The following is a 19,962-nucleotide window of genomic DNA, read 5'->3' as shown; positions in this document are numbered from 1 at the left end:
CCTAGCGGCGGATGCCGGTCGCGAACGGCAAGGTGTTCACAAAGGCCCGGTGGTGCTCGCGGTCGCACCACTCCAGCTTCAGATACGACTTGCCGGCGGAGGCCCTGATCGTGCGCTTGTCCCGGGCCAGGGCCTCGGGCGAACGCGCCGATACGGTGATGTACCCGACCAGGTTGACGCCTGCCGCGCCGCTGGCGAGATCTTCACCCCGCTGGTCGAGCCGGCCGTGGGCGGCGATGTCGCGCGGGTCGACGGTGCGGTTCATCTTGGCCTGGCGGGAGGCCTCGGCCTCGTCGTTGGTCTTCTCGGTGAGCATGCGCTCGATCGCGACCTCGGTGGGTTCCAGGTCCATGGTGACGGCGACGGTGCGGATGACGTCGGGGGTGTGGACGAGGAGCGGGGCGAGGAAGTTGACGCCCACGGGGGTCATCGGCCACTCCTTGACCCAGGCGGTGGCGTGGCACCAAGGGGCGCGGGTGGCGGACTCGCGCGTCTTGGCCTGGAGGTAGGTGGCTTCCATCGCGTCGAGCTCGGCGGGCCAAGCGTTTCGTTTCGTCATGGCCTGGATGTGGTCGATGGGGTGGTCCGGGTCGTACATGGAGTGCACGAGGGAGGCGAGCCGGGACTGGCCGAGGGGCTGGCGGACCCGGATGTCGGCCTCGGCCAGGCGGGCGCAGATGTCGGTGAGTTCGCGGGCCATGACGACGGCGAGGCCGGCGTCGCGGTCGAGCTTGCGGGCGCCGGAGGCGTGGCGGGCGGCGCGGGCCATGGCGTTGGCCTCGGCGGCGAGCTCGCGGGTGTAGTGCATGCAGGCGACGAGGTAGGCGCGGTGCTGCTCGCTGGAGGTGGAGACCATGGACTGGAGCTGGTCGTACGACTCCTGGAGCCAGGCGGGTGCGTGGGTGTCGCCGCGCTGGGCGACGTCCTTGGCGTGGGCGTCGGGGTCGGCGGGCAGGGTGCGGGCGAGCATCTGGAGGCGGGTGACGAAGCCGTCTCCGTTGGCGACGTGCTTGAGGAGGGTGCCGAAGCGGTCGACGAGGGCCTCCTGGTCCTCGGAGTCGCGCAGGCCGACGCCGGGACCCTCGATCTCGATGGCGGCGGTGACGGTGCGGCGGTCGGCGTGCAGGAGGACGGCGATCTCGTCGGGGCCGAAGGGGGCGGAGAGCCAGCCGATGCGGCCGATGCCGGGGGGCGGGCCGATCTCGACCTCCCGGCCGTCGACGCGGGTGCCGGCCTCGACGGCGCCGGAGCGGTAGGCGGTGCCCCGCTTGAGCATGCGCTTGTAACTGCGGTTGATCTCGAACCACTTGTAGAACGTGCGGTGTTTGTACGGGACGTACACCGCGGCCAGGGCGATCAGCGGGAAGCCCATGAGGAGCACGATCCGCAGGGACAGGACGGGGACGATCAGTCCGCTCATCATGCCGAGGAAGGCACCGGCGATGATCAGCGCGATCTCGCCGGTCTCGCGGTTCTTGCCGACGATCGCGTTCGGCCGGGCGCGGCCGATGAGATACGTCCGGCGGGGCGAGACCGGCTGGGACTGGGTCGTCAACGCCCTCCACCTCCTGAGTTCTTGCTGTTGCTGCTACGGCTGGTGTGCGGGGTCCCGGCGGTGGGGCTGCCGCTGCGGGGGGCGGGCGGGGGCGTCGCGGAGGGGCCCGCGCCGGTGCTTCCCGAGCCGCCGCGGCTGCTGTGGGCGGCGACGCCGCCGGACAGGGGATTGGCGGGGCGGGGGGCGCTCTGGCCGCCCTGGCCGCCGCCGTCGCCGCGGGTGCTGTGGGTCTTGATGCCCTGGGAGACGAGGGAGGCGGGGGAGGAGATGACGGCGGCGGCCGCGTTCTCTCCGGCGCGGTGCAGGCGGTTGTTGCGGGAGGCGACGATCTCGTCGCCGAAGCCGGGCACGAAGCGGTAGATCATCGCGGAGGCGAAGATGGCGAGCAGGATGATCGCGAGGCCGGACACGACGGCGGAGAACGCGTTCGGGCCGGTGCCGGAGGACAGGGCGCCGGCGAGGCCGAGGACGATGACGATGACCGGCTTGACCAGGATCACCGCGATCATGATTCCGGCCCAGCGGCGGACGTGGCCCCACATGTTCTTGTCGACGAGCCCGGAGTAGACGACGACGCCGAGCAGGGCGCCGACGTAGAGCAGGACGGCGCGCAGGACGAGCTCGAGGTAGAGCACGCCGGCGGCGAGGATCGTCACCAGCGACACGATGATCAGCATGATGGGCCCGCCACCGATGCTGTCGCCCTTCTCCAGGGCCTGCTTGAAGCTGCCGAAGAACACGTCGGTCTGCTGTCCGGTGCCGGAGGCGATGACCTCGGTTACGGCGTCGGTGGCGTTGACGACGGTGTACAGGATCAGCGGGGTGAACGCGGACGCGAGGACGGTCAGCCAGAGGAAGCCGATGGCCTCGGAGATCGCGGTGGTGAGCGGAACGCCGCGGATGGCGCGCTTGGCGACGGCGAGCAGCCAGAGGAGGAGGGTGAGGAAGGTGGCGGCGGCGAAGACGATGGCGTAGCGGCCGAGGAACTGGAGGTTGGTGAAGTCGACGGCGGCGGTCTCCTTGACGGCACCGGAGAGCGTGTCGACGACCCAACCGGCGGCGTTGGCGCAGCCGCGGGCGAGGGAGGTGAGGGGGTCCAGGGCGGAGGCGGGGTCGGTGAGGGCGGGGGTGCGGCCGGATCCGCCTCCTTCGCCGTTGTTGCAGTAGTCCCGTGCGGGCCCCGCGATGAGGGCACAGGGGTCGTTGGTCGCGCCCGGCGACGGCGTCCCGCTCGGGGTGGGCGTCGGCGTGGGTGCGGCTGCTGCGCGGGACGCGAACGCCGCGGCGGCGACCTGGACGGCCACGACCGCTGAGAGGACGGTTCGGCTCCCGCGCCGGGGGCTAGCGGGCATACGTGAACCCTCCGAATTCCTTTACGGCGTCGGCGATCTCCTCGGACCCGGAAACCGGGTTGTCTCCGTTGACGGGGGTGGGCCCCGTCTTCTGGGCCGTCGACAGGACCTTCCAGTCGGACCCGTCCCACTTCAGCTTGAGGCTCACCGTGAACCAGCCGTTCGTGACGGGCTTGGTCGACGAGGCGCCGGTGAGGCCGAACAGGCCGACGCACCACACGTCGACCTCCGCCGCGTCGGCGGTGTACGTCTTGACCTTCGTTCCGGCCGGCACGGTACGGCTGACGAAGGTCGCCCCCGCGGGTGCGCCGCCGTCGCGGTCGAGGCCGATCTGCTTCAGGAAGTTCTCGGAGTAGTCGGCGTCGAAGCCGGACTGCAGGGTGTCCAGCGTGCCGGCGTCAGCGATCGCCGCGACGAGCGCGTGCCGGCGCTCCGGGCTGAACATGTCCACGGAACCCAACGCCACCGCGTAATTCGTCGCCGCACTCTGCGCCCCCTGCTCGTCCCGCGCGAACCCCGACGGGATGTCGCCGTTTCTGCCCGTGACCGGGCGGACGCCCGTTGCCGAGGTCGGGGCGGTGCCGGGTTTGGCGGGGGTGTCGGAGGAGGGTTTGGCGGGGTCGGCGCCCGGGGTGTCGCCGCGGTTGGCGAAGGCGATGGCGGCGATGAGGAGGACCACGACGCCCACGACCGTGATGAGGGAGCGGGAGCTTCGGGCGGGGCGGCGGGGGGTGCCGTAGGGGTCGCCGGTGTTGCCCTCGGGGAGGCGGGTGCGGGTCTGGCCGTCGTGTTCGTCGCCGAGGCTCATGCCGGGTACGCCCCCTCAACCGTTCGCGGGTACGACGAAAGCCGTGCTGGTTTCCGCGCGGGCGCGGCGTGGTGACTGGACATCAGGGAACGCGACCTCGGTGGTGAGAAACGGGTTAGACGGCCATCCCGTACACGATGGTGAAGAGCGTCCCCAAGGAGCCGATGATGAAGACGCCGGTCAGGCCGGCGACGATCAGGCCCTTGCCCTGTTCGGCGCTGAAGGTGTCCCGCAGGGCGGTGGCGCCGATGCGCTGTTTGGCCGCCCCCCAGATGGCGATGCCGAGGCAGAGCAGGATGGCCACGGCCATCACGACCTCGATCATCACCTTCGCCTCGGCGCCCAGGCTCCCGAAAGGCCCCCAGTTCGGGGCGATTCCACCGATGATGGTGGTGATGTCGCCCTTCTCGGCCGCCAGGTACATGTAACTCACCGCCCCTGTTGGGTAGTTCGTCGCCCTTGCCCGATGGCATGGGTCGTCGACCCTATCTTCGCTGATGAAACCGCTCGCGTGTGACGGCTTGACGGCTCTCTTTACCCGATCACCGCACACTTGACCGATCTGACCGTCTTGACCTGCGACGGTGTGACCGGTTTGTATGCGAGGACGCGTATGGTCACTCTGTGTATCACGGAGGGTGACTCCGGGCAATGATTGTCGTTGTGGCACCTTTGGGGCGGCGTCAGGCCTGGTGAGGGGTGCGGCGCCTAAACTGGCGCCGCGGGGCGTACTGCCCGGAGCCGAGGGGTGGTTGACGGTGCGTAAGGCGCGCAGGGCGTGGCTGGTGGCCGGTGGGGTGTTCGGTGTCTGCCTCGGTTTTGTCGCCCTGGTCGTCGTCGGGACGTACTCCGCGGCCGCCGGGCTCGTCGGTGGTGTGGGCGGTGCCAAGAACGGGGCCGTGGGGCTCGCCAAGGGCGCCGTTCCGGCCGCGTACCAGGGTCTGGTGCAGCAGTGGGGGAACCTCTGCCCGGCCATCAACCCCGCGCTGCTCGCCGCCCAGCTCTACCAGGAGAGTGGCTGGAACCCCACCATCGTCTCCCCCGCCAACGCCATGGGCATCGCCCAGTTCATCCCCGGCACCTGGGCCGGGCACGGCATCGACGGGGACAAGGACGGCGACCGTGACGTGTGGGATCCCAAGGACGCGATCCCGTCGGCCGCCTCGTACGACTGTGAGCTCGCCGGCTACGTGAAGGACGTGCCGGGCGACCCGACGGACAACATGCTCGCCGCCTACAACGCGGGCGCCTACCGGGTCATCAAGTCCGGTGGCGTGCCCCGGATCAGCGAGACGCAGAACTACGTCAGGATCATCCGCTCCCTGGAGAAGAGCTTCGCCCGCCCCGTCGGCCGCGTCGAGCCCTCCCGGCAGGCCGCCGGGGCGATCTACTACGCGCAGCAGAAGCTCGGCACGCCGTATCTGTGGGGCGGTACGGGCACGGCGGCGCAGAACGGCCGGTTCGACTGCTCCGGGCTCACCCAGGCCGCGTACGAGTCGGTGGGCATCCAGCTGCCGCGCGTGGCCAACGACCAGTACAACGCCGGGCCGCACCCGGGCAGGGACGAGTTGCTGCCGGGCGACCTGGTGTTCTTCTCCGACGACCTCACCAACTCACGCGCCATCAGGCACGTCGGCATCTACGTCGGCGGCGGCTACATGATCGACGCCCCGCGCACCGGGGCCGTGATCCGCTTCGACAAGATCGACACGCCGGACTACTTCGGCGCGACCCGGGTCACCGCGGACGGGGCGGCGGCGCTGCCGACCCATCTGCCGCAGCAGTGACCCCCTGGCCGGATCGGCAGTGACCTCCTGGCTGGATCGCTTCGCCCGGCCGGGGCCCTGAGCTGCGACGACCCGTCACCTTTCGATAACGTCCCGGTGATCTTCGGTGGAGAGCGGAACGCTGCCTTCGGGCGGATCGTTTTCGATCCGACCACTCAGACCACGGGGGGTCGGACACCCACACACAGCAAGGGGCCGCAGCAGATGGCTGGACTCGCATCGGACGGTTCGAACCCCGATGTCAGCCTGCTCTACGACATCAACGGGCTGGCGAAGGCCGCTCCGCCGTGGTTCGACCGCGTCATGGAGTACGTCGGTGAGTACGGCATCATCCTCGGCCTCGTGCTCGTCGTGCTCGGCTGCTGGTGGAGCGTGCGCCGGCGCGGGACGCTCGCCGACTCCGTATCCGGTCTCGCCGCGCTGATCTGGGCGCCGCTCGCCGCCGGCCTCGCGCTGCTGGTCAACATCCCGATCCGCGGCTTCGTCGAACGGCCCCGGCCCTTCAAGGACCACCAGGGACTCGACGTACTCGTCGGCGGCAAGACCGACTACTCCTTCGTCAGCGACCACGCCACCATGGCGATGGCGATCGCCGTCGGAGTCTTCGTCGCCCACCGCAGGTACGGGCTTGTCGCCATCGCGCTCGCCCTCGCGGAGGCCTTCTGCCGGGTCTACATGGGCGTCCACTACCCCACCGACGTCGTCGGCGGACTCGCCCTCGGCACCGCGGTCGCGCTGCTGCTCGCACCGCCCGCGCTCGCCCTGCTGACCCCGGTCGTCTCGGCCGTCGCCCGCTCCGCGCGCGGCGCCCGTCTGGTCCGCTCCCGGCGCGCCGCCGAGCGGCTCGCGGTGGCCGAAACCTTCGGCATCCCCGAGCCGCGGCTGGGTACAGGGGAGAGCGACCTCGCGGCCTAGGGGTGTCCGGGGCGCGCCCCTAGGGGTTCGTCGCCGTGGCGGTCCTGTGCTCCGACGCATCCGTACGCGCCCGGTCCCGCGATCTCCGGGCCGGGCCCGTCCAGCCACAGCTGCACCTGGCGACGGCGAACGAACCGCGTTCCGTCGTGGTCGTGTGATGCGGGGCCTGATCATGCACGACAACCACGGTACTGCGCCGTGACGGGTCGCCCCGACCGTCGTTATCCGGTCGGGCGGGATCCGGACAGACAGCGGTAAGGCGTTGGGGGTTGGCAGGCGATGGTGGTGCGGAACGGACGCTCGGGCGGGGCGTTGGCCGTCGCCGCGGTTCTCCTGGTCGGCGGCTGCGGCACCCCTGGTGGAGCCCCGCCCGCCGGCGACCCCACCGAGACCGTGCGCGGCGCCGCCGAGGCGCTGGCCCGCGCGGGATCCTCCAAGGCCACCACCTCCATGGAGATGGCCTCCGGCGGCACCCGCGTCACCATCCGCGGCGAGGGCGGCTACGACTTCCGCCGCCGCACCGGCCGGCTCCAGGTGATCCTCCCCAAGGACGCCGCCGGGGAGAGCGAGCACCGGCCCATCACCGAGCTGCTCGCCCCCGGCGCGCTGTACATGAAGAACCGGGGCGCCGGTGTCCCCGCCGACAAGTGGGTACGGGTCGACACCACCACCCTCGACGACGGCAACCTCGTCACCGGCGGCGCCACCGACCCGGCGGCCGCCGCCGAGCTGCTGCGCGGCGCGCACCAGGTGGCGTACGTGGGGGAGGTCGACCTCGCCGGGGTGAAGGTCCGCCACTACCGCGGGATCGCCGACATCGCCGAGGCCGCCCGGCGCGCCTCCCCGCAGATGCGCGGGGCGCTGGCCGCCGCGGCGAAAGGGTTCACCACGGACACGGTGCCCTTCGACGCGTATCTGGACGGGGAAGGGCGGCTGCGCAAGGTCCGCCACCAGTTCAGCTTCACCAACCAGGGCCGTACGGTCGCGGTCGCGTCGACCACGTTGCTGTACGGGTTCGGTGCGCGGGTGACCGTACGGCTGCCGGAGCACAAGGACATCTACGCCGGGAAGATCCAGACGTAGCGGCGGGGTGCGGGGGTCATCGCCAAATGGTCCGGACGTGTCATGCGCGGCCTGCGGGCCGCTCCCTACGCTAGGAGACCGACGCCGGCAGGAAGAGGTGAATGCGCATGGCCCCGCCGCCCGCCACCGCGACCGCGCTCAGCGACCCCGAGTGCGTCGCCCTGGCCGAAATCGAACTGTGCGGTGAGCTGATCATCGCCGCCTCGGCGGTCGACGAGGAGCGGCTGAGCGCCGACCGTATCGACGAGGTGCTCCGGGTCGGCGCCGAGCCTGGGCCGCGGCACTAGGGCGTGTCCCTCGGGGCCTTAGGTGCGCATCATGCGGGCGATGGCCTTGGTGGCCTCCTCGACCTTGGCGTCGATCTCGTCGCCGCCCTTGGTCGCGGCGTCCGCGACGCAGTGCCGCAGGTGCTCTTCGAGCAGTTGCAGGGCGAAGGACTGCAGGGCCTTGGTGGAGGCCGAGACCTGGGTCAGGATGTCGATGCAGTAGACGTCCTCGTCGACCATGCGCTGCAGGCCACGGATCTGTCCCTCGATCCGGCGCAGCCGCTTGAGGTGCTCGTCCTTCTGCTGGTGATAGCCGTGCACGCCGTGGTCGTGGTCGGTGCCGGCGCCGGGGGCGTGGTCGGCCGCCGGCTCGACCGCGGCCTCGGGGGTGAGCTGGTCCGCGTCGGTGGTCGTCATCGCGTCCTCCCGTTGTCCAGAAAGGGTGTGTATACCCCTCGTGGGTATATGGTACCGATCCCCGCCGAACCGGGCGGGGGCCCGTGCAGATCACTGTGCCTGATGGGCGACACTGAAGGGACGCCGGTTAGCCGTGGCCGGATGATGCGCCTAGCATCAGCCTGACCGAAACCCAGCACCCCGAGGACCCCACGTGCGATTTCGTCTGACCCCCAGGGAGACGAGCTTCTATGACATGTTCGCCGCCTCCGCGGACAACATCGTCACGGGCGCCAAGCTCCTGATGGAACTGCTCGGAGCGGAACCTTCCGCCCGGGCCGAGATCGCGGAGCGGATGCGGGCAGCGGAGCACGCCGGCGACGACGCCACCCACGCGATCTTCCACCAGCTCAACTCCTCCTTCATCACGCCGTTCGACCGCGAGGACATCTACTCCCTCGCGTCCTCCCTCGACGACATCATGGACTTCATGGAGGAGGCCGTCGATCTGGTCGTCCTCTACAACATCGAGGAACTGCCCAAGGGCGTCGAGCAGCAGATCGAGGTGCTGGCCCGGGCGGCCGAGCTGACCGCCGAGGCCATGCCGAACCTGCGGACCATGGCCAACCTCACCGAGTACTGGATCGAGGTCAACCGGCTGGAGAACCAGGCCGACCAGATCCACCGCAAGCTGCTCGCCCAGCTCTTCAACGGCAAGTACGACGCGATCGAGGTGCTCAAGCTCAAGCAGGTCGTGGATGTCCTGGAAGAGGCGGCCGACGCCTTCGAGCACGTGGCGAACACCGTGGAGACCATCGCGGTCAAGGAGTCCTGAGGCTTCGTGGACACCTTCGCTCTGATCGTGACCATCGGTGTCGCGCTCGGCTTCACGTATACGAACGGATTCCACGACTCCGCCAACGCCATCGCCACCTCGGTGTCGACCCGGGCGCTGACGCCCCGGGCGGCGCTCGCGATGGCGGCGGTCATGAACCTCGTCGGCGCCTTCCTCGGGCAGGGCGTGGCGAAGACCGTCAGCGAGGGGCTCATCGAGACCCCGACCGGCGACCAGGGGATGGCCATCCTCTTCGCCGCGCTGGTCGGCGCGATCATCTGGAACCTGGTCACCTGGTACTTCGGTCTGCCGTCCTCCTCCTCGCACGCCCTGTTCGGCGGCATGGTGGGCGCGGCGCTGGCCGGCGGGACCGAGGTCATCTGGTCGGGCGTGCTCGACAAGGTCGTCATCCCGATGTTCGTCTCGCCGGTGGTCGGTCTGGTCGTCGGCTATCTGGTCATGTGCGCGATCCTGTGGCTGTTCCGCAAGGCCAACCCGCACAAGGCCAAGCGCGGCTTCCGTATCGCGCAGACGGTCTCGGCGGCCGGCATGGCGCTCGGTCACGGTCTGCAGGACGCGCAGAAGACGATGGGCATCGTGGTGATGGCCCTGGTCATCGCCGATGTGCAGGACGCGGGCGACGAGATCCCGGTGTGGGTGAAGATCGTCTGCGCCGTGATGCTGTCGCTCGGTACGTACGCGGGTGGCTGGCGCATCATGCGGACCCTCGGCCGCAAGATCATCGAGCTGGACCCGCCGCAGGGCTTCGCCGCGGAGACCACCGGCGCGTCGATCATGTTCGGCTCGGCGTTCCTCTTCCACGCGCCGATCTCCACGACCCATGTCATCACGTCCGCGATCATGGGTGTGGGTGCCACCAAGCGGGTGAACGCGGTGCGGTGGGGCGTGGCCAAGAACATCATCCTGGGCTGGTTCATCACCATGCCGGCGGCCGCGCTCGTGGCCGCGGTCAGCTACTACGTCGTGAAGCTGCTCTTCGGATAAAGGCTGCTGGATATCGGATCCGGGATATCGGATCCGGGATATCGGATCCGGGATATTGGATCCGATATCCCGAGCGAACGTGGTTGGGCCCGGCTCCCCTGTGGGGGAGCCGGGCCCTGTTCGTCATACGGCGGCACCGCCATGCAGCGCCGTACAACGTGTTTATCCGAAGCGGCCGGAGATGTAGTCCTCGGTCGCCTGGACACTCGGGTTGGAGAAGATGCGCTCCGTGTCGTCCAGCTCGATGAGCTTGCCCGGCTGGCCCACGGCCGCCAGGTTGAAGAACGCCGTGCGGTCGGAGACGCGGGCGGCCTGCTGCATGTTGTGCGTCACGATGACGATCGTGAAGCGCTCCTTCAGCTCGCCGATCAGGTCCTCGATCGCCAGTGTCGAGATCGGGTCGAGGGCCGAGCAGGGCTCGTCCATCAGCAGCACGTCCGGCTCGACCGCGATGGCGCGGGCGATGCACAGGCGCTGCTGCTGGCCGCCGGAGAGGCCGGAGCCCGGCTTGTTCAGGCGGTCCTTGACCTCGTTCCAGAGGTTCGCGCCCTTGAGGGAGCGCTCGACGACCTCGGCCAGCTCGGACTTCTTGTAGCTGCCGTTGAGCCTCAGGCCCGCCGCCACGTTGTCGAAGATCGACATGGTGGGGAAGGGGTTCGGGCGCTGGAACACCATGCCGACCGTGCGGCGCACCGCGACCGGGTCGACCCCGGCGCCGTACAGGTTCTCGTCGTCCAGCATCACCTTGCCCTCGACGCGGCCACCGGGGGTGACCTCGTGCATGCGGTTCAGGGTGCGCAGGAAGGTGGACTTGCCGCAGCCGGACGGGCCGATGAAGGCCGTCACGGAGCGGGGCTCGACGGTCATGGAGATGTCGTCGATCGCCTTGTGGTTGCCGTAGTAGGCGGAGAGGCCGCTGACGTCGATTCGCTTGGCCATATCAATTCACTTCCAGGGTGACCGCGTCAGCGGCCGGTCTTCGGGGCCTTCCAGCGGGCGATGCCGCGGGCCACCAGGTTGAGGATCATGACGAAGGCGATCAGGACGAGCGCGGCGCCCCAGGCGCGGGCCACAGCGGCGTCGGTGCCGACCGCGTACTGCTCGTACACGTAGAGCGGCAGGGAGGACTGGGCGCCTTCGAAGGGGTTCGGGTTGATGAGCTTCGTACCGAACACGAGGAGGAGTACGGGGGCCGTCTCGCCGGTGATACGGGCGACCGCGAGCATGACGCCCGTGGTGATGCCGCCGATCGCGGTGGGCAGGACCACCTTCAGGATCGTCCGCCACTTCGGGACGCCGAGTGCGAGGGACGCCTCGCGCAGCTCGTTCGGGACGAGCTTCAGCATCTCCTCGGTGGAGCGGACCACGACCGGCATCATCAGGATCGCGAGGGCCATCGCGCCGGCGAATCCGGAGGGCCCGAAGCCCAGCATCAGATTCCAGGTGGCGAGGATGAACAGACCCGCGACGATCGACGGGATGCCCGTCATGACGTCGACGAAGAAGGTGACGGCCTGGGCGAGCTTTCCGCCGCCGTACTCGACGAGGTAGACCGCGGTGAGCAGGCCGATCGGCGCGGCGATCAGGGTCGCGATGCCGACCTGTTCGATGGTGCCGAGCAGCGCGTGGTAGACGCCGCCGCCGGCCTCGGCGTCGAGGACGCCGTTCATCGAGTGGCTGAGGAAGTAGCCGTCGAGGACTTCGATGCCCTTGCTGATCGTGACCCAGGCGAGGGAGAGCAGCGGCACGACGGCCAGCACGAAGCAGACCCAGACGAGGCTGGTCGCGACGCGGTCCTTGGCCTGGCGGGAGCCCTCGACCTTGGTGGTGATCGCGTACGTGGCGAGGACGAAGAGCAGGGCGGAGGCCAGGCCCCACTGGACCTTGCTGTGCCAGCCGGCGGCGAGGCCGATGCCGCAGCCCGCGGCGATCGAGCCGACCGCGATGGCGGCGGGGGTCCAGCGCGGGAGGTGCGCGGACGAGAGGGGTCGGCGCGGACGGGCCTGGGAGACGGGCCGTTCCTGTATGGCGTGGCTCATGCGTTGGCCCCCGAGTACTCCTTGCGGCGCCCGATGATCCAGCGGGCCGCGCCGTTGACCAGCAGCGTGATGGCGAAGAGGACGAGACCGGAGGCGATCAGCGCGTCACGGCCGAACTCGTTGGCCTCGTTGAACTTGGCGGCGATGTTCTGGGCGAAGGTGCCGCCGCCCGGGTCGAGCAGGTGGCCCGAGATGAGGAAGCTGGGGGAGAGGACGACGGCTACCGCCATGGTCTCACCGAGCGCTCGGCCGAGGCCCAGCATCGAGGCGGAGATGATGCCGGAGCGGCCGAAGGGCAGCACCGACATGCGGATGACCTCCCAGCGCGTGGCGCCGAGGGCGAGGGCGGCTTCCTCGTGCATCTTCGGGACCTGGAGGAAGACCTCGCGGGTCACGTTGGTGATGATCGGGAGGATCATGATCGCCAGCAGGATGCCCACGGTGAAGAGGTTGCGGGCGACGCCGTCGCTGGACTTGTCGAAGATGTAGGTCCAGCCCATGTACTCGTTGAGCCACTGGTTGAGGCCGCCGAGGTACGGGACGAGGAAGATCGCGCCCCACAGGCCGTAGATGATGCTGGGTACGGCGGCGAGCAGGTCGACCACGTACGCGAGCGGCTTGGCCAGCCTGCGCGGGGCGTAGTGCGAGATGAAGAGCGCGATGCCGATCGCGACGGGCACGGCGATCACCATGGCGATGATCGAGGAGACGATCGTGCCGTAGGCGAGGACGGCGATGCCGAAGACCGGCGGGCTGCCGGCCGGGTTCCACTCGAAGGTGGTGAAGAAGTTGGCGCTGTCGGCGGAGATCGCGAGGACGGCGCGGTAGGTGAGGAAGCCCGCGATCGCGGCCATGATCACGAGAAGGGTGATGCCGGAGCCTCGCGACAGTCCGCTGAAGATGCGGTCGCCGGGGCGGGTCGCGCCCTTGGCGCGTCGGCTCCCTTGTATGTCTGGTGTGCCGGGTGTTGTCGTAGCCATCTGTTTCTCCGGTCTGCGGGGCCGGTACGGCGGGGCGTACGGCTCCTGGCGGCGGTGCACCGGATGCCGGGGCCGGCCCCTCCACGGGAGGAGAGGGGCCGGACCCGGCCGGGGGTCAGGACAGGGTGGGGACGATCTCGCGGACCTTGGCCGCGATCTCGGCCGGGAGCGGGGCGTAGCCGGCGTCGGAGAGGACCTTCTGGCCCTCCTCGCTGGCGGTGAAGTTGAGGAAGGCCTTCAGGGTCGGCAGGGTCTCCGCCTTGTTGCCCTTGTCGCAGGCGATCTCGTAGGTCACGAGGACGATCGGGTAGGCGCCCTCGGCCTTGGTGGCGTAGTCGAGGGAGAGGGCCAGGTCGCTGCCGGTGCCCTTGACCTTGGCGGCGGCGATGGCCTTGGAGGCGTTCTCCGTGGTCGCGGCGACCGGGGCGGCGGCACCGGTGTTGATGCTGACCGTGGAGATCTTGTTGGCGGTGGCGTAGGAGAGCTCGAAGTAGCCGATGGAGCCCTCGGCGTCCTTGACCGCGGTGGCGACACCGGAGGAGCCGTTGGCGGCCTGGCCACCCTGGGCCGGCCACGACTTCGACTTCGGGTCGTGCTTCCAGTCGGCCGCGGCGGCGGTCGAGAGGTACTTGCCCAGGTTCTGGGTGGTGCCCGACTCGTCCGAGCGGTGGAAGGCCTGGATGGTGGAGTCCGGCAGCTTGGCGCCCGAATTCAGCTTGGCGATCGCCGGATCGTTCCACTTGGTGATCTTGTTGTCGAAGATCTTGGCGATCGTGGAGGCGTCCAGGACCAGGTTGTCCACGCCGTCCAGCTTGTAGCCGATGGCGATGGGGCCGCCGACCATCGGCAGGTTGACGCCCTTGCCGGTCTTGCAGATCTTCGCCGACTCGGCGACCTCTTCGTCCTTCAGGGCGGAGTCGGAGCCGGCGAAGGCGACCTGGCCCTGGTTGAACTTGGTGATGCCGCCGCCGGAGCCGATGGCCTGGTAGTTGATCTCCACGCCGGAGCAGGCGGCCTGGAAGTTCTTGACCCAGAGGTCCATCGCGTTCTTCTGGGCGCTCGAGCCTGCGGCGAGGAGCTGGCCCTTCGCGCCGTCGCACTTGATGTTCGACGCGGCGGCGGAGGTCTTGCCGCCCTCCTTGGCGGGCTCGTTGTTGTTGTCCGAACCACACGCCGAGAGGACGAGCGCACCGGAGACGACGAGGGCACCGATCGCGGAGGCGCGAAGCCCGTTCTTGCGCGAAAGCTTCACTTTCGGGTGTTCCTTCCAGAAGCCGCCCTGCTGTGGACCTTGGTGTCCTGAACGTTTTATGGCGGCGTGTGTCGGGGTGGTGGGTGCAGCACTGAGCTGTGCACCTTGTAGGCCCGAAATTAGGCAGAACAGGTGAAGCCGTCGACGGGAGAGGGTGAACGGCAAGTGAACCGTGCCGGAAGGTGAGGTGTGGTGCCCTCGGGCGGGCGGCGGCGGGTTAGTGCGCCGCGGTTTCCAGCAGGACGTCGAGGAGTTCGCGGTCTCGTGGCTGGGTGAGGCGGGGGCGGGCCGCCGCCGGGGGAAGCCAGGCCATCACGTCGACCTCGCGGCTGGGGGCGAAGGTGCCGCCCAGGGCCCTCGCGGCCCAGTACGTGACCTCCTTCAGGCGGCCGTTCGCCAGGTAGTGGACCGTGGGCAGGCTCTGGCCCAGCTCGCAGGACTGGCCCGTCTCCTCGAGGACCTCGCGCAGCGCGCAGGCCCTGGCCGACTCGCCGCGCTTCAGCTTGCCCTTCGGGTGGGACCAGTCGTCGTACTTGGGGCGGTGGACCAGGGCGATCTCGATGCCCTGGCCCTCCGGGCCCGGGCGCCACAGGACGCAGCCCGCCGCCAGGATCACGGCACACCTGCCGTGGCCCGGGTCCAGGCGCGCTGGAAGGCGAAGCGGGCGGCCTCGACGTCGTGGCGCTGGTCGGCGTGCAGGACGCCGAGGGCGTACGCGGTGGCCGGGGCGATCCGGGGGGTGCGGGCGGCGGTGGCGGCGGCAGCGGCGGCCTCGGCGGCGTCCCGGTGCCGGTCGAGGGCGCGGCCCGCCTCGTACAGGACCGGGTCCGGATCCGCCCCGCCCTGCAGGACCTCGGCGGCGTAGCGGTGGAGGCGGAGCAGGCCGCGGGTCTGGTGCCAGGGGGCGTCCTGGGACTCGCCGGCGGCCAGCGCGAGGGCGTCGGCGTTGTACGGGTGGGCCGCCCGGGTCAGCGGGAGCGCGGCCACCGCGTCGAGGAGCCGGTGTTCGGCGACCGCGGCGGGGGCGTCCAGGACCTCGACGGCGCGGGCGGTGCCGGCCGGGCCGAGGGGGACCTCGGAGGCGAGCAGGGCGACGGCGTCCGCGACGGCGTGGAAGCGGGACGAGCCGAGCGCCTGCAGGGCGGCGGAGTGGGCGCGGGTCCGGGCGAGGGTGAGCTGGCGTTCGAGGAGGGCGCCGGCGCGGGCGGCGCCGACGGTCAGGCCGGGGCCGCCCTCGGTGCGCCGCGCGGCGGGTACGGGCCCGGCCGGGGCGGCCGTCATCGGGGCGCCGCCGCTCGACAGGCGGGACAGAGCGTCCACCAGTCGGACGAGGCGGGAGGTGCAGGAGTGTTCCAGGGCGAGGGTGCCGGACAGCCAGGCCAGCTCGGTGCGCAGGTGGTCGGCCCAGGCCGGGTCGAGGAGCGGCCGGAAGGTGTGCAGGGTGCCGCTGATGCGGCGTGCCGCGGCCCGCAGGGTGCGGGTGGCCGCCTCGGCGCCGGCGGTGTCGGCGCCGCTCTCCCCGTGCAGCCGCAGGCCGCGGAGGAAGTCCGCGGCCCGCGCGTGCAGATAGGGGGCGAGGACCTCGCCGGCCGAGACCTCGGTGGTGATGTCAGGGTTGTGCACGCCGGCGCCTCCGCGCGTCGATGAGCATCTCCTGGACGTGCCGCAGCGGCTGTCCCTCGGGGTCGGTCGCGTGCCGCGTCCAGTTCCCGTCCGGGCCGAGGTGCCAGGAGGAGGTGGTGTCGGACATCCCGGTCTCCATGAGCCGCGTGAGGGCGGCCCGGTGGGCGGGGTCGGCGACCCGGACCAGGGCTTCGATGCGGCGGTCCAGGTTGCGGTGCATCATGTCGGCGCTGCCCAGCCAGACCTCCGGCTCGCCGCCGTTGCCGAAGGCGAAGACCCGGGAGTGCTCCAGGAAGCGGCCGAGTATCGAGCGGACCCGGATGTTCTCCGACAGGCCCTCGACCCCGGGCCGTACGGCGCAGATGCCGCGGACCCAGATGTCGACGGGGACGCCGGCCTGGGAGGCCCGGTAGCAGGCGTCGATGACGGCCTCGTCGACCATCGAGTTGACCTTGATCTTCACGTACGCGGGCCGGCCGGCGTGGTGGTGGGCGATCTCCTTGTTGATCCGGGAGACCAGGCCGTCGCGCAGCGACTTGGGGGCGGTGAGCAGCCGCCGGTAGGTCTCGCGGCGGGAGTAGCCGGAGAGCCGGTTGAACAGGTCGGAGAGGTCCGCGCCGACCTGCGGGTCGGCGGTGAGCAGGCCGAGGTCCTCGTACAGCCGGGCGGTCTTGGGGTGGTAGTTGCCGGTGCCGACGTGGCTGTAGCGGCGCAGGACCTCGCCCTCCTGGCGTACCACCAGGGAGAGCTTGCAGTGGGTCTTCAGGCCGACGAGGCCGTAGACGACGTGGCAGCCGGACTCCTCCAGCTTGCGGGCCCACTTGATGTTGGCCTGCTCGTCGAAACGGGCCTTGATCTCGACGAGGACGAGGACCTGCTTGCCGGACTCGGCGGCGTCGATGAGGGCGTCGACGATGGGGGAGTCACCGGAGGTCCGGTACAGCGTCTGCTTGATGGCGAGGACGTCAGGGTCGGCCGCGGCCTGCTCCAGGAAGGCCTGGACGGAGGTGGAGAAGGAGTCGTACGGGTGGTGCAGGAGCACGTCCCGTTCGCGTACCGCGGCGAAGATGTCGGGCGCGGAGGCGGACTCGACCTCGGCGAGGTCGCGGTGGGTGCCGGCGACGAACTTGGGGTACTTCAGCTCGGGCCGGTCGAGGGAGGCGATGCCGAAGAGGCCGGTGAGGTCGAGCGGGCCGGGCAGCGGGTAGACCTCGGAGTCGGAGATCTTCAGCTCGCGGACCAGCAGGTCGAGGACGTACGGGTCGATGGACTCCTCGACCTCCAGGCGCACCGGCGGGCCGAAGCGGCGCCGCATGAGCTCCTTCTCCAGGGCCTGGAGCAGGTTCTCGGCGTCGTCCTCCTCGACCTCCAGGTCCTCGTTGCGGGTGACCCGGAACATGTGGTGGGCGAGCACCTCCATGCCGGGGAAGAGCTCCTCCAGGTGCGCGGCGATGACGTCCTCGAGGGGGACGTAGCGCTCGGGGGAGGCCTCCAGGAAGCGGTGGAGCAGCGGCGGCACCTTGACGCGGGCGAAGTGGCGGTGGCCGCTGACGGGGTTGCGGACGACGACCGCGAGGTTGAGCGAGAGCCCGGAGATGTACGGGAAGGGGTGCGCGGGGTCGACGGCGAGCGGGGTGAGGACCGGGAAGATCTGCTGGCGGAACAGGGTGAAGAGGCGCGCCTGTTCCTTCTCGGTGAGCTCGGGCCAGCGGATGAGGTGGATGCCCTCGTCGGCGAGGGCGGGGGCGACGTCCTGCTGGTAGCAGGCGGCGTGCCGGGCCATGAGCTCGCGCGAGCGGGTCCAGATCAGGTCGAGCACCTCGCGGGGCTGGAGCCCGGAGGCGGAGCGGGTGGCGACTCCGGTGGCGATGCGGCGCTTGAGGCCGGCGACGCGGACCATGAAGAACTCGTCGAGGTTCGACGCGAAGATCGCGAGGAAGTTCGCCCGTTCGAGGAGGGGCGTGGTGGGGTCTTCGGCGAGTTCGAGCACCCGCTCGTTGAAGGCGAGCCAGCTGCGCTCCCGGTCGAGGAAGCGTCCCTGGGGCAGCTCGCCGGCGCTGCCGTCCTCGTAGGCGTCGAGATCCGCGTCCAGGTCGGGTTCCAGCTCGCTGACGGCCGCGTGGTTGACCGCGTGCGGGCGGTGGGCGGCTATGGATCCCAGGGACGGCTGGGAGGAGGTCGTGCCGGGGGTCGTCCCGGAGGCCTTCTCGGCCGCCTTCGCGGCCGCCCTCTCGGACGTCTTCTCGGACGACTGCGACGACGTCTTCCCGGACGTCTTCGTGGACGTCTTGGTGGACGACTGGACCGGGACCTCGGCGGGCTGCTTGCTCATGGCCCCATTCTTCCGCGCGAAGGGCTGGTCGGGCGCGTCGGAGCGGGCCGTGGGTGCGGGAAGTCTCCCTTTGGGGAGAGCGGACACGGAGCGCTTCATTGCGTGAGCGTCGCAAGCTCGTCTGAATGGTTGGTAACGAGGACGTGACGTGCGGGAATCGGGGGCGGGGCCGCGTCGGGCCCCGCCCCGGCCTGAAGGCGGGGTCACGGGTGCCGGGCGCGCAGCGCCGGCCCCCTGCGCCTGGGCCGCGCACTCAACCCCGCCGCCCTCGCACCGGCCGCCGCCCTCGCACCGGCCGCCGCCCTCGCACCGGCCGCCGCCCTCGCACCGGCCGCCGCCCTCGCCCTCTTCGCCGCCGGTCGCGCAGGGGTCGCTGCCCGCCCCGTCCTCCGTACCGTCTCCCCAGGCCCTCGGCCGCCAGGGCGGTGCCGGTGGTCATGCGGTGTCCCCCTCGGACTCGAAGCATTCGTTCAGTACGGAGGTGAAGAGCGCGGCCACGTCGTCGTGTTCGAGTCCCTCGGTGCGCGCCCGGCGGGCCCAGTCGGCGAGTTCGCCGCGCAGGGGCGACTCGGCGGGGCCGGTGCCGAGGGTGGCGTGGCCGAAGGTGCCGAGGCCGCGGCGGGCCTCGTCGAGGCCCTCGCGTTCCAGCTCGCGGCAGGCCTTCAGGGCCGTGTTGGGGTTGATGGCCGTGGCCTCGACGACCTCGCGGGCCGTGGGCAGCCGGTCCCCGGGTGTCAGCAGGCCCGTGCGGAGGGCCTGTTTGGTCTGCTGGACGATCCGGAGGTGGGTGGCGACCCCGTTCACGACTCCGTGCGGTACATCAGGTCCACCTCGTGGGTACGGAAGCCGAGCCGTTCGTACACCGTCACCGCGGCCAGGTTGTCGGCGTCCACGTACAGCATCGCCGTCGGCAGTGTCTGGGCCGCCAGGTGCCGCAGGCCGATCGCGGTCAGCGACTTGCCGAGGCCGCCGCCCTGCGCGTCGGGCAGGACACCGACCACGTACACCTCGCCCAGCTGCTCCTCGGCGTGCACCTTGGTCCAGTGGAAGCCGACGAGCCGCCCCTCCCGCTCGGCCAGGAAGAAGCCCTTCGGGTCGAACCAGGGCTCCGCCATCCGGTCGTCCAGGTCCCGCTGGGTGAGCGAGCCCTGCTCGGGGTGGTGCGCGAAGGCGGCGGCGTTGACCGCGAGCCAGGCCGTGTCGTCCTGGCCGGGTACGAAGGTGCGGACGGTGACGCCCTCGGGCAGCTCCGGCTCCGCGATGTCCAGCGGCACCAGCGGCCGGCGCAGCTGGCGCAGTTCGCGGAACAGGGTCAGGCCGAGCACCTGGGCGAGGTGCCGGGCGGCCGGCTTGCCGCCGTGTGCCCAGACGCGCAGCCGCTTGCCGGAGGCGTCGAGCAGCGCGGTGCCGAGCGCCCGGCCGTGGCCCCGGCCGCGGTGCGAGGGGTGGACGACCAGCTCGGCCGCCGGGGCCTCGACCGGGTCGGTCTCCTCCAGCTGGGCGTAGCCGTAGAGGTGGGAGCCGACGGTGAGGAGGAAGTGCCGGACGCCCTCGCGCCGGCCGTGGCGCAGATACAGCCGCCCCTGCTCGGACACGGCGTGCATGCCGTCGGCGCGGTCGGCGGCCTCCAGCAGGTCGAGGACGTCCTCGACCTGCCCGGGGCTCAGCTCTTCGTGGGTGGTGATCTGCCGTCCGGGTTCGAGGGCCGGCGCCGCGTCAGGAGTCATGGCTACG

20 protein-coding genes are annotated in these 19,962 nt (G+C 70.7%); 6 read left to right on the top strand and 14 right to left on the bottom strand.

What is annotated here, in order from left to right:
• Window position 1 precedes the first annotated feature (1 nt).
• From ACIGEZ_RS31280 to ACIGEZ_RS31265, 4 genes are all read right to left on the bottom strand, one after another.
• Window positions 2-1,555, bottom strand: coding sequence for an SCO6880 family protein (locus ACIGEZ_RS31280; RefSeq protein ID WP_399837859.1), 1,554 nt, complete (start codon window positions 1,553-1,555; stop codon window positions 2-4).
• Complete coding sequence (locus ACIGEZ_RS31275) at window positions 1,552-2,907, bottom strand: hypothetical protein (RefSeq protein ID WP_399837857.1); 1,356 nt, start codon at window positions 2,905-2,907, stop codon at window positions 1,552-1,554. Before ACIGEZ_RS31275 ends, ACIGEZ_RS31280 begins: the two co-directional genes overlap by 4 nt.
• Complete coding sequence (locus ACIGEZ_RS31270) at window positions 2,897-3,715, bottom strand: hypothetical protein (protein ID WP_399837855.1); 819 nt, start codon at window positions 3,713-3,715, stop codon at window positions 2,897-2,899. Before ACIGEZ_RS31270 ends, ACIGEZ_RS31275 begins: the two co-directional genes overlap by 11 nt.
• A gap of 115 nt (window positions 3,716-3,830) precedes the next feature.
• Window positions 3,831-4,139, bottom strand: coding sequence for a hypothetical protein (locus tag ACIGEZ_RS31265; RefSeq protein ID WP_046908545.1), 309 nt, complete (start codon window positions 4,137-4,139; stop codon window positions 3,831-3,833).
• A gap of 334 nt (window positions 4,140-4,473) precedes the next feature.
• On the opposite strand from ACIGEZ_RS31265, the gene ACIGEZ_RS31260 reads away from it, so the two are divergent.
• The 4 genes from ACIGEZ_RS31260 (at window position 4,474) to ACIGEZ_RS31245 (ending at window position 7,787) form a co-directional block, all read left to right on the top strand.
• On the top strand, window positions 4,474-5,502 hold the full coding sequence (locus ACIGEZ_RS31260; RefSeq protein ID WP_399837852.1) for an NlpC/P60 family protein: 1,029 nt from the start codon (window positions 4,474-4,476) through the stop codon (window positions 5,500-5,502).
• A gap of 204 nt (window positions 5,503-5,706) precedes the next feature.
• Entirely contained in the window at window positions 5,707-6,417 is a 711-nt protein-coding gene (locus ACIGEZ_RS31255; protein WP_399837850.1) for a phosphatase PAP2 family protein, read from the top strand.
• 279 nt (window positions 6,418-6,696) lie between these two features.
• Window positions 6,697-7,500 (top strand): hypothetical protein, encoded by an 804-nt coding sequence (locus ACIGEZ_RS31250; RefSeq protein WP_399837847.1) that lies wholly within the window; start codon window positions 6,697-6,699, stop codon window positions 7,498-7,500.
• Between the two features lie 101 nt (window positions 7,501-7,601).
• Window positions 7,602-7,787: a hypothetical protein gene (locus ACIGEZ_RS31245; RefSeq protein ID WP_399837845.1), complete on the top strand. Its 186-nt coding sequence runs from the start codon at window positions 7,602-7,604 to the stop codon at window positions 7,785-7,787.
• Between the two features lie 18 nt (window positions 7,788-7,805).
• Here the strand turns inward: ACIGEZ_RS31245 and ACIGEZ_RS31240 are convergent, their stop codons facing one another.
• On the bottom strand, window positions 7,806-8,183 hold the full coding sequence (locus tag ACIGEZ_RS31240) for a metal-sensitive transcriptional regulator (protein ID WP_399837843.1): 378 nt from the start codon (window positions 8,181-8,183) through the stop codon (window positions 7,806-7,808).
• Window positions 8,184-8,376: 193 nt separating this feature from the next.
• On the opposite strand from ACIGEZ_RS31240, the gene ACIGEZ_RS31235 reads away from it, so the two are divergent.
• Together ACIGEZ_RS31235 and ACIGEZ_RS31230 are read left to right on the top strand one after the other, a co-directional pair.
• Window positions 8,377-8,997, top strand: coding sequence for a DUF47 domain-containing protein (locus tag ACIGEZ_RS31235; RefSeq protein ID WP_399837841.1), 621 nt, complete (start codon window positions 8,377-8,379; stop codon window positions 8,995-8,997).
• Between the two features lie 6 nt (window positions 8,998-9,003).
• Window positions 9,004-10,002 (top strand): anion permease, encoded by a 999-nt coding sequence (locus tag ACIGEZ_RS31230; RefSeq protein WP_399837839.1) that lies wholly within the window; start codon window positions 9,004-9,006, stop codon window positions 10,000-10,002.
• A 162-nt stretch (window positions 10,003-10,164) separates the two neighbouring features.
• Here the strand turns inward: ACIGEZ_RS31230 and pstB are convergent, their stop codons facing one another.
• The 9 genes from pstB to mshD all read right to left on the bottom strand — a co-directional run bounded on the left by pstB (window position 10,165) and on the right by mshD (window position 19,955).
• The gene (gene pstB, locus ACIGEZ_RS31225) at window positions 10,165-10,941 is read right to left on the bottom strand and encodes a phosphate ABC transporter ATP-binding protein PstB (protein WP_399837837.1); all 777 of its coding nucleotides are present in this window, start codon (window positions 10,939-10,941) and stop codon (window positions 10,165-10,167) included.
• Between the two features lie 26 nt (window positions 10,942-10,967).
• Window positions 10,968-12,041 carry a phosphate ABC transporter permease PstA gene (pstA, locus tag ACIGEZ_RS31220; RefSeq protein ID WP_399837834.1) on the bottom strand — a complete coding sequence of 358 codons (1,074 nt, stop codon included), beginning with the start codon at window positions 12,039-12,041 and terminating at the stop codon, window positions 10,968-10,970.
• Window positions 12,038-13,021, bottom strand: coding sequence for a phosphate ABC transporter permease subunit PstC (gene pstC / locus ACIGEZ_RS31215; RefSeq protein WP_399837830.1), 984 nt, complete (start codon window positions 13,019-13,021; stop codon window positions 12,038-12,040). Before pstC ends, pstA begins: the two co-directional genes overlap by 4 nt.
• 115 nt (window positions 13,022-13,136) lie before the next feature.
• The gene (gene pstS, locus ACIGEZ_RS31210) at window positions 13,137-14,273 is read right to left on the bottom strand and encodes a phosphate ABC transporter substrate-binding protein PstS (RefSeq protein WP_399837828.1); all 1,137 of its coding nucleotides are present in this window, start codon (window positions 14,271-14,273) and stop codon (window positions 13,137-13,139) included.
• Window positions 14,274-14,490: 217 nt separating this feature from the next.
• Window positions 14,491-14,889 (bottom strand): NUDIX hydrolase, encoded by a 399-nt coding sequence (locus ACIGEZ_RS31205; RefSeq protein WP_399837825.1) that lies wholly within the window; start codon window positions 14,887-14,889, stop codon window positions 14,491-14,493.
• A complete protein-coding gene (locus tag ACIGEZ_RS31200) occupies window positions 14,886-15,896 on the bottom strand; it encodes a CHAD domain-containing protein (protein ID WP_399837822.1) in 1,011 nt (336 codons plus the stop codon). The genes ACIGEZ_RS31205 and ACIGEZ_RS31200 overlap by 4 nt, the downstream gene beginning before the upstream one ends.
• Window positions 15,883-18,327, bottom strand: a complete 2,445-nt coding sequence (locus tag ACIGEZ_RS31195) for an RNA degradosome polyphosphate kinase (protein WP_399837819.1) — start codon at window positions 18,325-18,327, stop codon at window positions 15,883-15,885. The genes ACIGEZ_RS31200 and ACIGEZ_RS31195 overlap by 14 nt, the downstream gene beginning before the upstream one ends.
• 336 nt (window positions 18,328-18,663) lie before the next feature.
• Complete coding sequence (locus ACIGEZ_RS31190; RefSeq protein ID WP_399837815.1) at window positions 18,664-19,032, bottom strand: GntR family transcriptional regulator; 369 nt, start codon at window positions 19,030-19,032, stop codon at window positions 18,664-18,666.
• Entirely contained in the window at window positions 19,029-19,955 is a 927-nt protein-coding gene (gene mshD / locus ACIGEZ_RS31185) for a mycothiol synthase (RefSeq protein WP_399837812.1), read from the bottom strand. The genes ACIGEZ_RS31190 and mshD overlap by 4 nt, the downstream gene beginning before the upstream one ends.
• Window positions 19,956-19,962 lie beyond the last annotated feature (7 nt).

Source organism: Streptomyces sp. NPDC085481, assembly GCF_044541845.1.
GTDB lineage: Bacteria > Actinomycetota > Actinomycetes > Streptomycetales > Streptomycetaceae > Streptomyces.
This window is presented reverse-complemented; position numbering and strand designations above follow the sequence as displayed.

Coding starts and splice junctions, on each gene's coding strand:
- ACIGEZ_RS31275 (WP_399837857.1), bottom strand. CDS start 2,907: ATGCCCGCTAGCCCCCGGCGCGGGAGCCGAACCGTCCTCTCAGCGGTC.
- ACIGEZ_RS31270 (WP_399837855.1), bottom strand. CDS start 3,715: ATGAGCCTCGGCGACGAACACGACGGCCAGACCCGCACCCGCCTCCCC.
- ACIGEZ_RS31265 (WP_046908545.1), bottom strand. CDS start 4,139: ATGTACCTGGCGGCCGAGAAGGGCGACATCACCACCATCATCGGTGGA.
- ACIGEZ_RS31255 (WP_399837850.1), top strand. CDS start 5,707: ATGGCTGGACTCGCATCGGACGGTTCGAACCCCGATGTCAGCCTGCTC.
- ACIGEZ_RS31250 (WP_399837847.1), top strand. CDS start 6,697: ATGGTGGTGCGGAACGGACGCTCGGGCGGGGCGTTGGCCGTCGCCGCG.
- ACIGEZ_RS31245 (WP_399837845.1), top strand. CDS start 7,602: ATGCGCATGGCCCCGCCGCCCGCCACCGCGACCGCGCTCAGCGACCCC.
- ACIGEZ_RS31240 (WP_399837843.1), bottom strand. CDS start 8,183: ATGACGACCACCGACGCGGACCAGCTCACCCCCGAGGCCGCGGTCGAG.
- pstB (WP_399837837.1), bottom strand. CDS start 10,941: ATGGCCAAGCGAATCGACGTCAGCGGCCTCTCCGCCTACTACGGCAAC.
- pstA (WP_399837834.1), bottom strand. CDS start 12,041: ATGAGCCACGCCATACAGGAACGGCCCGTCTCCCAGGCCCGTCCGCGC.
- pstC (WP_399837830.1), bottom strand. CDS start 13,021: ATGGCTACGACAACACCCGGCACACCAGACATACAAGGGAGCCGACGC.
- ACIGEZ_RS31195 (WP_399837819.1), bottom strand. CDS start 18,327: ATGAAGCGCTCCGTGTCCGCTCTCCCCAAAGGGAGACTTCCCGCACCC.
- mshD (WP_399837812.1), bottom strand. CDS start 19,955: ATGACTCCTGACGCGGCGCCGGCCCTCGAACCCGGACGGCAGATCACC.